General features: G+C 70.1%; 13 protein-coding genes and 1 riboswitch. Of the genes, 6 read left to right on the plus strand and 7 right to left on the minus strand.

Annotated features, from left to right (window positions below):
• Positions 1–21: 21 nt before the first annotated feature.
• Positions 22–321 carry a YciI family protein gene (locus BM199_RS28165; protein ID WP_091677826.1) on the minus strand — a complete coding sequence of 100 codons (300 nt, stop codon included), beginning with the start codon at positions 319–321 and terminating at the stop codon, positions 22–24.
• A gap of 310 nt (positions 322–631) precedes the next feature.
• Between BM199_RS28165 and trpS the strand changes: the two genes are divergently transcribed.
• Positions 632–1,621 carry a tryptophan--tRNA ligase gene (gene trpS, locus BM199_RS28170; RefSeq protein WP_091677828.1) on the plus strand — a complete coding sequence of 330 codons (990 nt, stop codon included), beginning with the start codon at positions 632–634 and terminating at the stop codon, positions 1,619–1,621.
• On the opposite strand, the gene BM199_RS28175 is transcribed toward trpS, so the two are convergent.
• The 3 genes from BM199_RS28175 to BM199_RS28185 are packed head-to-tail and all read right to left on the minus strand — an operon-like array spanning position 1,595 to position 4,131.
• A complete protein-coding gene (locus BM199_RS28175) occupies positions 1,595–1,999 on the minus strand; it encodes a (deoxy)nucleoside triphosphate pyrophosphohydrolase (RefSeq protein WP_091677975.1) in 405 nt (134 codons plus the stop codon). The two genes, trpS and BM199_RS28175, sit on opposite strands and share 27 nt — an antisense overlap.
• Before the next feature lie 39 nt (positions 2,000–2,038).
• A complete protein-coding gene (locus tag BM199_RS28180) occupies positions 2,039–3,376 on the minus strand; it encodes a sensor histidine kinase (protein WP_091677831.1) in 1,338 nt (445 codons plus the stop codon).
• Positions 3,373–4,131, minus strand: a complete 759-nt coding sequence (locus BM199_RS28185) for a response regulator transcription factor (protein WP_091677834.1) — start codon at positions 4,129–4,131, stop codon at positions 3,373–3,375. The genes BM199_RS28180 and BM199_RS28185 overlap by 4 nt, the downstream gene beginning before the upstream one ends.
• A gap of 263 nt (positions 4,132–4,394) precedes the next feature.
• Between BM199_RS28185 and BM199_RS28190 the strand changes: the two genes are divergently transcribed.
• The 3 genes from BM199_RS28190 (at position 4,395) to BM199_RS28200 (ending at position 7,391) form a co-directional block, all read left to right on the plus strand.
• Positions 4,395–5,438: a LolA family protein gene (locus BM199_RS28190; RefSeq protein ID WP_091677978.1), complete on the plus strand. Its 1,044-nt coding sequence runs from the start codon at positions 4,395–4,397 to the stop codon at positions 5,436–5,438.
• Between the two features lie 61 nt (positions 5,439–5,499).
• On the plus strand, positions 5,500–6,522 hold the full coding sequence (locus tag BM199_RS28195; RefSeq protein WP_091677837.1) for an ABC transporter ATP-binding protein: 1,023 nt from the start codon (positions 5,500–5,502) through the stop codon (positions 6,520–6,522).
• On the plus strand, positions 6,519–7,391 hold the full coding sequence (locus BM199_RS28200) for an ABC transporter permease (RefSeq protein WP_091677839.1): 873 nt from the start codon (positions 6,519–6,521) through the stop codon (positions 7,389–7,391). Before BM199_RS28195 ends, BM199_RS28200 begins: the two co-directional genes overlap by 4 nt.
• Before the next feature lie 152 nt (positions 7,392–7,543).
• Here BM199_RS28200 and BM199_RS28205 read toward each other — a convergent pair whose 3' ends face one another.
• The 3 genes from BM199_RS28205 to BM199_RS28215 all read right to left on the minus strand — a co-directional run bounded on the left by BM199_RS28205 (position 7,544) and on the right by BM199_RS28215 (position 11,411).
• Positions 7,544–8,566, minus strand: a complete 1,023-nt coding sequence (locus tag BM199_RS28205) for an ABC transporter ATP-binding protein (protein WP_091677842.1) — start codon at positions 8,564–8,566, stop codon at positions 7,544–7,546.
• 173 nt (positions 8,567–8,739) lie between these two features.
• Positions 8,740–10,371, minus strand: coding sequence for an ABC transporter permease (locus BM199_RS28210; protein WP_425425607.1), 1,632 nt, complete (start codon positions 10,369–10,371; stop codon positions 8,740–8,742).
• Positions 10,350–11,411 (minus strand): thiamine ABC transporter substrate-binding protein, encoded by a 1,062-nt coding sequence (locus tag BM199_RS28215; RefSeq protein ID WP_091677845.1) that lies wholly within the window; start codon positions 11,409–11,411, stop codon positions 10,350–10,352. Before BM199_RS28215 ends, BM199_RS28210 begins: the two co-directional genes overlap by 22 nt.
• Before the next feature lie 20 nt (positions 11,412–11,431).
• Positions 11,432–11,543: riboswitch (TPP riboswitch) on the minus strand.
• Between the two features lie 33 nt (positions 11,544–11,576).
• Between BM199_RS28215 and BM199_RS28220 the strand changes: the two genes are divergently transcribed.
• Both BM199_RS28220 and BM199_RS28225 read left to right on the plus strand, forming a co-directional pair.
• Positions 11,577–11,867 (plus strand): 4a-hydroxytetrahydrobiopterin dehydratase, encoded by a 291-nt coding sequence (locus BM199_RS28220; RefSeq protein WP_091677848.1) that lies wholly within the window; start codon positions 11,577–11,579, stop codon positions 11,865–11,867.
• A 75-nt stretch (positions 11,868–11,942) separates the two neighbouring features.
• Positions 11,943–12,242 carry a hypothetical protein gene (locus tag BM199_RS28225; protein WP_143101940.1) on the plus strand — a complete coding sequence of 100 codons (300 nt, stop codon included), beginning with the start codon at positions 11,943–11,945 and terminating at the stop codon, positions 12,240–12,242.
• The last annotated feature ends 41 nt before the right edge of the window (positions 12,243–12,283 follow it).

Consider the following 12,283-nt stretch of genomic DNA (forward strand, 5'->3'; position numbering starts at 1 on the left):
CGGTCTGGTGCGGGGTACGCGCTAAAGCGAAACCGCTTCGTTCAACATGTTCAATTCGTGGGCGGTCCTGGTGGCCGCGAATTCGATCACCTCGTAACTTGCCAGATGCTGAATCGAGAACGGATCGGTGGCCAGGATGGCATCCAGTTTGCCCCTGGCCATCGGCTTGGCGATGATCACGCCACCAACCCGGCGGTCGCGCATGCCGGAGGCCAGGAAATTGCCGTGCTCGTAGTGTTTCGCCAGCCACTCGGCGTGATCCGCCAGCGAATAGTCGATCTCCTGCAAGGGCGCTGTGTAGTTGACCAGTACGACATACATGTACTGAGGTTAAACCCGCTCAACCACGGTGAATACCGTTGATGTCCACGTCGATACGAATTATTGACAAGGCCGGCCAACGTCTTTGTTCCTGCTTTTCGCCGTATTACCCGAAGGGTTGCTGATCTTCACGATGGGCAGCACCCGGCCCCTGCTACTCTCGGCCCGTGTTCGCACGTCTCGCTCAGTGGTGGCCGCCGGCAGGCGGCCCCCGCACTGTGCGCTGACACATCCGACGGCCGTCCCGTGACGGCCGTGGCTCTGTGGACATCCGGCCTTCCCGGGCGGCACGACCCAGGGAAGGCACTCGATGACCAGGCTCTCCGGCATCACCCCGTCCGGCCGCGTTCAGCTCGGCAATTACCTCGGCGCGATTCGGCACTGGGCCAAGGGAAGCGGCGACGACCTGTACTTCGTGTCCGATCTGCACGCGATGACGACGGCGTACAACCCGGCACGGCTGCGCTCGCTCACCACGGAGCAGCTGGCGGTGCTGATCGCGGCCGGGATCCCGGCCGACTCGGTCTTCGTGCAGTCGGACCTGACCCGCGAACTCGGCGCGCTGACCTGGCTGCTGGAGTGCACCTGCACCTACGGCGAGGCGGGCCGGATGATCCAGTTCAAGGAGAAGGCCGGGGCCAAGTCCGGCAAGGGACGTACCGGCGCCCGGCTGAGCCTGCTCACCTATCCGGTGCTGATGGCGGCCGACATCCTGTTGCAAGGCGCGACAGAGGTGCCGGTCGGTGCGGACCAGGTCCAGCACGTGGAGCTCGCCAGAGCACTGGCCAGGAGGTTCAACGCGACGTACGGGGAGGTCTTCCCGATTCCTCGCGCGGTCCTGCCGCCGGTCGCGGCGCGGGTCAGGGATCTGAGCGACCCGTCCCGCAAGATGTCGAAGTCGACCCGGGACTCGGTGGGCGTGATCTTCGTGCTGGACGAACCGGACCTGATACGGCGCAAGATCCGGCGTGCGGTCACCGACGGCGCCACCGAGACCATCAGCGCCGAGCCGGGCAACCCCGCGCGGGCGGGGGTGACCAACCTGGTCGAGATCCTCGCCGCGTGCACCGCCTCGGATCCCGACGGCGCGGTAGCCGGGATCGGCTCCTACCGGCAGCTCAAGGAGACGGTGGCCGAAGCCGTGATCGAGACCCTGCGGCCCGTGCGCGAGGGCGCCACGACGCTGCTCGCCGATCCAGCCGAACTCGGCAGGGTGCGCAAGACCGGCGCGGGGAGGGCGGCCGAACGCGGCGAGCACCGGCTCAGCGCCGCGTTACGGCTGGCGGGCGCCGGTCAGTAGCTCGCCGAGGTCGGGCAACAGAACACGATCCGCGGGCAGCCACTCCACGGTGTCCAGCTCGGCGGCGGTGAGCCAGCGCAGCGCCCGGTGCTCCACGGCGCGTGGCTCACCGTCGCCGGACAGCGCAGCGGCGTAGATCCGCAGCACGGACCCCCCTGGCAGGTCGATTTCCGGCCCGATCCGCCCACCCACGCGCACGGCCACGCCGAGTTCCTCGGCGCACTCCCTGCGCAGTGCGAGCGCGTCGGACTCGCCGGGCTCGACCCGCCCGCCCGGCAGCTCCCACAGGCCCGCGGCCTCCGCGGGATAGGAACGTTGCTGAGCGAGCAGCGAACCGGAGCGCACGATCGCGGCTCCGACGATCACACGAGTCGTCACGAGCACGGCACCCTACCGGTGGCCCACCTCATCCCGGGCTCAGACGGGTACGGCGGGCCAGATCACCTGGAATCTCGCGCCGCCCTCGGGGGACTCGCCGACCAGCACCCTGCCGCCCCTGCGCCGGGCCGCTTCCGCGACCATCGCCAGCCCGAGCCCGGCACCGCCGGACGAGCGGGCGCGGTCGTCCCCGACGCGATAGAAGCGGTCGAACACACGGTCGCGGTGCTCGGGCGGGATTCCGGGGCCGTCGTCGTCGACGACGACCCTGACGGTGGAGCGGGAGGCGAGCACCGACACCACGATCTGTCCCTCGGCATAGCGGCACGCGTTGCGTAGCAGGTTGTTCAGCACCAGCTCGACCTCCGCGTGTGTCGCCCGCGCCCACGCGCGGGGAACGACACCGCTGACCCGGGCGTGTGGCGCGCCCTGCGGGAGCCTGGCCACGGCGGCGCGTGCCTCGGAGATCAGTTCCACGGGCTCGGCAGGCGACAACTCACCCGCGTCGGACCGAGCCAGTGCGAGCAGTCCGTCCAGCAGCGCGGACAGCCGTTCGGACTCCTCGAGGATGTCGGCCAGCGTCTCCTGGGCCAGTTCCGGGTCCGGTGCCGCGACCGCCACCTCGGCCTGCACCCGGATCGAAGCCACCGGCGAACGCAGCTCGTGCGCCGCGTCCCCGGTGAACCGGCGCAGCCGCTCGCTCACCTCCTCGTGCCTGGCGAGCAGTTCGTTGAACTCCACCGCCAGCGCCCGGAGCTCGTCGCGCGCCTCCGGAACGGGAAGGCGCCCGCCCTGTGGCAGCCCCCGCACCGATCGGCGCATCCGGCCGACGGGCCGTAGTGCCGAGCCAACGCCGAACCACGTAGCCAGCCCCGCGACCAGGGCGCTGACCAGCGCCACCAGCAGCAGCCAGCGAGATCCGTCGACGACGGCCGTGGTGAACCCGACCAGTGGCGTTCCGGCGATCACCAGCCGCTGCGTGCCGTCGGGCGCCGAGACGACCTCACCACGCCACCGCCAGTCAGTGCCTTCGGCGGACTCGCCGTGCGCGGGCAGACCGGCTTTCAGGTTTCGGATCGCGTCCTCGCTGAGACCGGTGGGTGCCCCAGCGTCCAACGGCGTTCCCGCCGTGTCGAGCACGCGCACCAACGCCGACGCGGCCTCGGCGGGTGGGGTGCCCGCGGCGACCGCGGCCGATGCGGGTGCCAACGCGGCGTTCAGTTCCTTGTCCACCGAGTCGACGAGCAGCGGGCCGAGGAGTTTCCCGGCCAGCAGCGCGAGCCCGACCAGGAAGCCGAGGGTGATCGTGGCCGCGATCAGGGTGATCCGGAACCGGAGGCTCCGCCCGCGCCACCACTGCCGGGGAGAGCGCGTCACCCCGCCCCGGTCCCGGTGGTCGTGTGCGGCGCGGCGCCTGGTCGGCCGCTGCGGACCTCCTGCCCCTGCTCGGAGGCGAGGTAGCCGTGCCCCCGGACGGTCCGCAGCAGCGCCCCCGCGCCCGCCGCATCGAGCTTGCGCCGTACGTACCCCACGTAGACCTCGACCACGTTGCGCGTCGCGGCCTGTTCGTCGCCCCAGACCGCGCGCAGCAGTTCGTCCTTGGTCACCACCGTGCCTGCCCTGCCCACCAGCACTTCCAGCAGTGCGAACTCACGGGGGCTCAGGGCAATCTGCTCGTCGTGCCACCGGACGTCCCTGGTCGCCCTGTCCACGACGAGCCCGCCGAGCCGGAGCGGGCCACGGGTGCCCTCGGCCGATGCCCTGCGGAGCACCGCACGGACCTGCGCGACCAGCACCACGAAAGAGAAGGGCTTCACCAGGTACCCGTCGGCACCGAGGTCGAGCCCGTCGGCCTGGTCGACCTCGCCGTCCTTCGCCGAGATCAGCAGCACGGGGGTGCTGACCCCGCCGGCGCGCAGGTGCTGCAGCACGCGGTATCCGGACAGCCCGGGCAGCATGATGTCGAGCAGCAGCACGTCGAACGACCCGGTCTGCGCCAGTCGCAGGGCCGCAGGTCCATCCGCCGCGGTGACGACGTCCATACCCTCGGCGCGCAGGCCGCGATCGAGCGCTTTGCGCACTCCGGGCTCGTCGTCGACCACCAGAACTCGAGGTTTCACGGTTCTCAGCATGCCGTCTCGGCCGATTTCGCGCGCCCGCTCTCAGCACACTCTCAGCACTCTCCGGGGCTCTGTGTACCCCAGCCCCCTTTGGCACTTTCCCGGGAAAGTGTCGCGAAGGCAGGCCCCTGACCTGCACCAGCCTCGCACTTTCCCGGGAAAGTGCGGTGTCCTGAATGACTGGACACCACGCTCTCAGGGCCATCTCAGGACGAGAAGAGCAGCCTCGAAGGAGGGAAACACGCACACTGGTTGTGCCGACACAGGGAGAGAACGTGAATCCGAAGAAGAGAGCGATCACCGTAGCCGTGGCGGGGACGGCAGCAGGGGCCCTCGGGCTCGGACTGGTCGCGATGCCCGCGGGGGCGGGCGACGATCCACAACTGCCCGCGATCAGCGCCGAGGAACTCGTCGAGTCCGCACTACGGGCCGACACCCCGGAACTCGCGGGGACGGTGCAGGCCGACAACAACCTCGGCCTCCCGTCGATACCTGGGGTGCCCGCACTGGACCTGGACTCGGCGAAGGTCTACAGCGACGGCGAGGGACGCAGCAAGCTGATGTTGCGACAGGGCGGCAGCGATCACACGATCGTGCAGAACGGGGCAACGGTCTGGTCCTACGACTCGGCCGCCAACTCCGCCACCCGCATGCAGCTGCCAGAGGACGAGCGCGAAGCCAAGTCCGCCGAGCAGGCCGCGGATCCGACCGCCATCGCCGCTCAGGTGCTCGGTGCGATCCGGGAGAGCAGCACGGTCGCCGTCGACGGGACGGCGACAGTCGCGGACCGTGCGGCCTACGAGCTCGTACTCACCCCCAAGCCCGACGAGCGCACACTCCTGCGTGAGGTGCGGGTCGCGGTGGACTCCGGCACCCGGCTGCCGCTGCGCCTCGAGGTCATGGTCAACGGCACGACCGACCCGGCCCTGAGTGTCGGCTTCAGCGAGATCAGCTTCGGCGACCAGCCGGAGGACCTGTTCCGCTTCACTCCGCCGCCGGGCGCGACGGTGACCGAGAAGAGCTTCGAGGACGACCCGAAGCGGCAGCACGCCGATGCCACCCCTGAGGACATCCGGTTCGTCGGCGAAGGCTGGGACACGGTGATCGTGACCAAGTTCCCGAACGGCGCGGCCACGTTCGACGACGGTGACCTCGACGTGCGCGGACTGCTCGACCAGATCGGCAGGCCGGTCAGCGGACCGTTCGGCAGCGGGCACGTGGTCAGCACGAACGCCGTCAACGCGCTCGTCACCGACGACGGCAGGGTCGCCGCGGGCGCCGTGCCGGAACAGGTGCTGATGGAGGCATTGACCCAATGAGTGGGCAAGTCGGGTACAGCACTGAGCGATGTGCAGCCCGCCGGCGAGTGAGGCAAGCGACATGAGCACCACCTTCGGCACGCCGGGCGCGGGCGTCCTCCAGGGGGAGGCGCCCGCGCCCGGCGCGGCTTCGACCGCACTTGCGGCGCGAACCAGAGGGCTGCGCAAGACCTACGGCGAGACGGTGGCCGTGGACAACGTCGACCTCGACGTCCCCACCGGCGCCGTCCTCGGCATGCTCGGCCCGAACGGCTCGGGCAAGACGACGACAATCCGGATGTTGCTCGGCCTCGTCCGGGCCACGGAGGGCGAGGTCCAGCTACTCGGCCACTCGATGCCCGAGGGGGCGGGAAAGGCACTGCCGGAGGTCGGCGCGCTCGTGGAGGGGCCGGGATTCCACCCGTTCCTTTCCGGCAGGGAAAACCTGCTGCGGCTCGCCGCGGCCGAGCCGGGGCTGTCCGGACCGCAGATCGCCGGTGCCGTTGGCGACGCGCTCGATCGGGTGGGCCTCACCGGAGCCGCCCACCGCCGCTACCGCGGCTACTCGCTCGGGATGAAACAACGGCTCGGGCTGGCGGGTGCGCTGCTCGCGCCGCGCAGGATGGTCGTGCTCGACGAACCGACCAACGGCCTCGATCCCGCGGGTACGAGGGAGGTCCGGCGGATCATCGCCGAACTGCACGCGGCCGGGGTCACCGTGCTCGTCTCCTCGCACCTGCTCGCCGAGGTCGAGGCCACCTGCACGCACGTGGCCGTGCTGAACGCCGGAAGTGTGGTCGCACAGGGCGAGCTCAGCGAGCTGCTGGAGTCCGGCTCGCCCTCGCTCGTGGTGTCCACACCGGACGGACAGGACGCGGTGAACGCACTGCGGGAGAAAAGAATTCCCAGTCGGCTGACTCCGGCGGGCGTGCGGGTGGATCTGAGCGCCACCACCGCGCCCGAGGTATTCGCGGCACTCGTGCACGCGGGAGTGCCGGTGTACGAGGCGAACCGGGCCCGTACCGGCCTGGAGGACCTGTTCGCGCGGCTGACGCAGAACGAGTCCGCCGACGCATCCGGCGACATCGGCGAGGAGCGGTCATGACGCAGACCCTGACGGCGGACAGCGCGCCGAACTCGAGGACGTCGGTACCGCTGGTGCGGCTGCTGCGCGCGGAACTGCGCTGGGTGTTCCGGAGACCGCGCACGCTGATCGTGCTCGGCCTGATCGCGGCACTGCCGATCGCGATCGGCATCGGGCTGACCCTGGTGGATTCGCCGGGATCAGGTCCGAGCGGCGAACGTGAAGGCGCCGCCCTGCTCGCCGCGGCGGCGAGCAACGCCTTCGTCCTGCCGATCGCGGCACTGACGTTCAGTCTCGGGCTGCTGCTGCCGTTGGCCGCGGCGATGGCGGGTGGCGATGCCATCGCGGGCGAGCTGTCCCACGGCACTCTGCGCGGCTGGATGCTCGCGCCGGTGAGCCGCGGCAGGCTGCTCGTGGTGAAGGCCTTCGGCGTCGCGTCGGTGACGTTGACCGCGGTGGCGGCAATGGCGGGCACGGGTGTGCTGACCGGGCTGGTAATCAACGGCACGGATGCCATGTTCACGCTGTCCGGCACAAGCCTGTCGTTTCTGGACGCACTCGGCAGGGTCGCGATGGCGGTCGGCTGGGTGAGCCTGCACGTCTGGGCCATCGGTGCGGTCGCACTGGCGATCTCCGCATGCACCGAGCACCCGATGCTCGTGGTGGCCTCGGTACTGGGCGGGACCGTCGTCTTCTCGATTCTGGGGCTGCTCGAGGCGCTGAGCTGGCTGCACCCGTTCCTGCTCACCGAGTCCTACCCGGCCCTCGCCGACATCCTGCGTGAGCCGATACCCGGTGCCGAACTGGGCGAAGGTGCGCTGCGCGCCGCCTGCTACGTGGTCATCGGGCTCTCGCTGGCCTACGCCAGGATCACGACGAGGGACGGCTGACGCGCACGCTCGACTAGCCGAACCGACCGTGCTGCCAGGAAAAACGCGCGCGGCGAAGCCCACGAGCGGCGAGGCGGGGCGCACCCTCCACACGGGTGTCACCCTGCTACGAACTCAGGGCCCCGCCGAGTCGATCGTGCCGCGCGTTCGAATCAGACACTGAGCACGGCGACACCGTCGGGATCCAGCACGAGATGAACATGGTCACCGCCGCGCAGGTCGGCCGCGACCGGGGCGACGGCGTCGACGGTGTCCAGGTTGGGCACGTGCTGCGGTCGTACCCGTAGCCGGGCGTGGTCGCGGCGGTGCACGCTCGACAGCACCTCCGCGGGCACTCCGGTGTCGCTCACCCGCAACCCGGAAGGGCGCAGCCCCAACCGCACCGGTCCGTCGGGGTGGCCGGGCACAGGCACGGCACCGAGGGCGGCACGGGCGACGCCGCCGCGGATCTCCGCGTCCAGCACGGTGGTGACCCCCAGGAACCGGGCGACGTTCTCGTCGGCGGGCCGCGTCCACACCTCGTGCACACTGCCCACCTGCTGGATGCGACCGCCGTCGAGTACGGCGACGCGGTCGGCGAGCGTGAACGCCTCCTCCTGATCGTGTGTCACGAGGAGCGTGGTGATCTTCGCCGTGCGCAGCAGGTCGGCGAGGTCGATGGCGAGCTGTTCGCGCAGCCCTGCGTCGAGCCCGGACAACGGCTCGTCCAGCAACAGCAGACGCGGCTCGGGAGCCAGCGCCCTGGCCAGCGCGACGCGCTGCGCCTCGCCGCCGGACAGCCCGGTCACCCGCCTGCGCTCGTAGCCGGTGAGGCCGACCAGGTCGAGCAGCTCGGCGGTCCTCGTGGCCTGCCGCGCGGCAGGCACCCCGTGCATTCGCAGGCCGAAGGCGATGTTTCCGGCGACATCGCGATGCGGGAACAACTGGCCGTCCTGGAAAACCAGGCCGAAGCCGCGCCGGTGCACCGGCACCGCCGAGAGGTCGGCGCCGTCCCAGCGAATGGCGCCCGCGGTCATCGGCTCCAGACCGGTGATCGCCCGCAACAGGGTGGACTTTCCCGACCCGGACGGCCCGAGCAGCGCGAGCACCTCGCCGTCGGCGAGCTCCAACCGCACGTCCTCGACAGCCGTGAACCCCCCGTACCGCACGGTCACCCCGTCGACGAACAGTGACATCTAGAACTCCGTGTTTGTCTGAGAACGCGCCCGCGACGAATCCGTAGACAGACCGCCTACTGATGCATCGTGTTGCTGATCCGTTGTATGGGCGGCCCGCCTCCGGATTCGCCGCACCTTCGGGATGGCGTGTTCGCTTCGATCACATTGACATGGCAAACGCAGGCCGGACATCAGAACTCCCCCACGGTCGAACCGGCACGCAACCGGTCGATGACCGCCACGACCAGCGCGGTGACCACCATCAGCATCGCGCAGGCCGCGTAGGCCATCTGGTTGTTCAACGGTCCCGGCCTGCTGATCAGTGTCGCGACGGCGACCGGGAGCGTCGGCGCGTCCGGCCTGGCCAGGAAACTGGTCGCGCCGAACTCGCCGAGGGCAACGACGTACCCGAACGCGGCGGCCGCGACGACCGAGCGGGCCGTGAGCGGCAGGTCGATCTCGCGCCACACGCGCAGTGGCCGCGCCCCGAGTGTGGTGGCGGCCTGGCGCAGCCGTTCGTCCACCGAACGCAGGACGGGCAGCACCATCCGGACGATGAGTGGGATGATCACCAGTGCCTGCGCGAACGGGACGAGCAACGGCGAGGTGCGCAGGTCCCCCGGCAGCGCGTCGAGGGTGATCAGGTAGCCGAACCCGACCGTCACCGCGGACACCCCCAGCGGGAGCATCAGAGCCGCGTCCAGCGTCTCCCCCGCGGCTCTGGCGGCCCTGTCCGGGGTGCGCCGCAGCGAGACGAGCACCACGCAGGCCAGCAGGCCGACGGTCATCGCGAGCATGGTCGCGTCCGACGCCGTTCGCAGCGAGTTCAGCGCGGCGTCCCAGCCGGACACCGCGAGCGCGCCGTTCTCCCCGGTGCCGGCGAGCGCGCGATACCCGTCCAGGCTCCAGCCACCCGGCCCGCTCACCGATCTCAGTAGCAACGCGACGATGGGCGTCAGCAACAGCACGAGGACCACGGCGGCCGCGCCGGCGGCCCAGCGTTCCGCGCCCTCCGGCCTGCGCGCGGTCTCGACGCGAGCCCGCAGCCGGACCGCGCTCTCCCTGCGTCTGCGGGCCATCGCACCCAGAACCAGCGCGGCCACCACCGCGGCGAACTGGACCAGGGAGAGTGCCGCCGCGCCGGACAGATCGAGCAGATTGACCGTGCGCAGGTAGATCTCGGTCTCCAGGGTCCGGTACCTGGACCCGCCGAGCATCAGGACGACGCCGAAACTGGTGGCGCTGAACAGGAACACCACCGCGGCCGACGAGGTGATCGCCGGCGCCAGCGCGGGCAGGGTGACGGTGCGGAACGCGCGCCACGGTGAGGCGCCGAGCGCGCGGGCAGCGTCCTCGATCCGCCGGTCGGTGTGCGCCCAGAGTCCGGCGACAGTGCGGGCGACAACGGCCACGTTGAAGAAGGCGTTCGCCAGCACGATCGAGAGGACGCCGCCTTCCGGAAGCAACGCCCGGAAGGCGAGGCCGACCACCACCGTCGGCAGCACGAACGGAATGAGAATCAGGGTCCGGACCGCGGCGACGCCGCGCAGTCGCACCCGTGCCAGCAGGAACGCGACAGGCATCCCGGCCATGACCGCGACCGCGGTCGACGCGGCGGCCTGGGCAAGGGTGAAGCCTGCCAGTTCCCAGGTCTGCGTCTCCATGAGCGTCTCGGTGACGCCACCACTGGAGAAACCGAGTCCGACGATGGCGACGACCGGCCAGGCGAAGAAGACCGCCAGGAACCCGACGGGGATCAGGGCGAGCAGCGTGAGACCCGCGACGCGCCGCCGCGCGCCTGTCAGATGCCCAGCGCGCGCCACTGTTCGATCCAGCCTTCCCTGCCCGCCTGCACCTGCTCGCCGGGCAGCGCGGCCGGATCCTGCGGCAGCGGGGCGACCTCGGCCCAGCCCGTGGGCAGGTCGACGCCCGCCCGAGCCGGGTAGACGTACATGTTCTCCGCGACCGTCGCCTGGAACTGCTGGGACAGCAGGAAGTCGATCACCCGGCCTGCCTCGTCCTTGTGCTCGCTGCCTTGGAGGACTCCCGCGTACTCCACCTGGCGATAACAGGTGTCGAGCAGCGCCTTCGTGCGCGGCTTGCCGTCCTCACCGATCTCGGCGGCGGGCGAGGAGGCGTAGGAGACCACGATCGGCCGGGGCCCCTCGCCGGACGAGCCGGAGAACTCCTGGGTGTACGCCTCCGTCCAGCCGCTGACAGCCTTGGCGCCGTTGGCCTTCAGCTCGTTCCAGTACTCCTGCCAGCCGTCCGCGCCGTACTCGGCCACGGTCGCCAGCAGGAACGCCAAGCCCGGCGATGAGGTGGCGGGATTCTCCACGACCAGCAGGTCGCGATATCGCGGCTCGGCGAGATCGGCGAAGGTCTCCGGCTCTGGGATGTCCTTGTCGGCGAACCAGGTGGTGTCGATGTTCACGCAGACGTCGCCGAGATCGACGGCGGAGAGCCGGTGCTCGGAGTCGATGGCGTAGCGCTGTGGTCCGCGGTCGGCCTCCGGGCTGGTGTACGGCGCGAAGACGCCCTCGGCCAGTGCGCGCGAGGCGAACGTCGAGTCGACGCCATAGGCCACGTCGGCGATGGGGTTGGCCTTGGTGAGCACGAGCCGGTTGGTCAACTCGCCCGCGTCACCCTCCTTGCGAACGACGAGGTCGATTCCGGACTGCTTTTCGAAGGCCTCGATCACCTCCGGCGGAACCGCCCACGACTCGTGCGTCACAAGGGTGACCTTTGTCGGTCCCCCGGCCTGCTCGTCTTCGCCGCCGAACAGCGTGCAGGCCGACGCGAGTACGCCGGTGAGGGCAACCGCGACGGCGGCACGAGTTCTGCGCAACGAGGTTTGAATCATGACGCTCCTTGTTCCACCGAAGGCAAGGAGGCAAGCCCTCCCTGCGCCGGCATGATCCGGATCAGGTGCGAACGGTCGCGGGCTGACGCCCGCCTCTCAGCCCGGCGTTGCCGGACTCCCGTGGCGAATGTGCAGCGTACCTGTGTAGGCACCACCATGGGGGACATGGCCGAATTACTGAGCGAGGACGCGATCAACGAGGCGCTAGAGCACCTCCCGGATTGGACCAGGGAGGGCGAACTACTGGAGCGCACCGCGAAGCTCGAGAGCTTCTCCCAGGCGATCCAGGTGGTGAACCGCGTCGCCGAGATCGCCGAGAACGAGAACCATCATCCGGACATCGACATCCGCTGGCGCACCGTGATCTTCCGGTTGAGCACACATTCGGAAGGTGGTCTCACCGGCAAGGACACCGCGATGGCGGCGGAGATCGACGGGATCATCGCGGCGATGTGATCTCGGCGACCTGAGGCAACACAGGTCGGGGGCTCGTGCGTTTCGCGTATGGGAGACACGCGAGGAGGGAGCGCTATGAGCGACAGTGTGCACAGGGGACAGCGACCAGGCGCGGTGGCGACGGGGGTTCGACGGGTCGCCGCCTTCGTGGCGGCAGCGGGTATCGTGCTCGCGGTCCTGTTCGGATCGGCGCTGCCGTCGGCGGCGTCCACCGGCCAGCCGCCCGCGCTACAGCAGAGCGAGCGCGCCGCGCTGCAGCAGAGCGGGGAGACGCAGGCGTTCGTCGTCGGCGGTTTCGCCTTCGTGCTGATGATCGGTGCGGCAGGAGCGGTGCTGTGGTTCACCGCGAAGAGCCGCGACCACTCACACCACTGACGGCACTTTCCCGGGAAAGTGCCGATCCCCGCTTCGCACTT

It is taken from the genome of Amycolatopsis marina, from assembly GCF_900111885.1.
In the GTDB taxonomy this organism is placed as follows: Bacteria; Actinomycetota; Actinomycetes; order Mycobacteriales; family Pseudonocardiaceae; genus Amycolatopsis; species Amycolatopsis marina.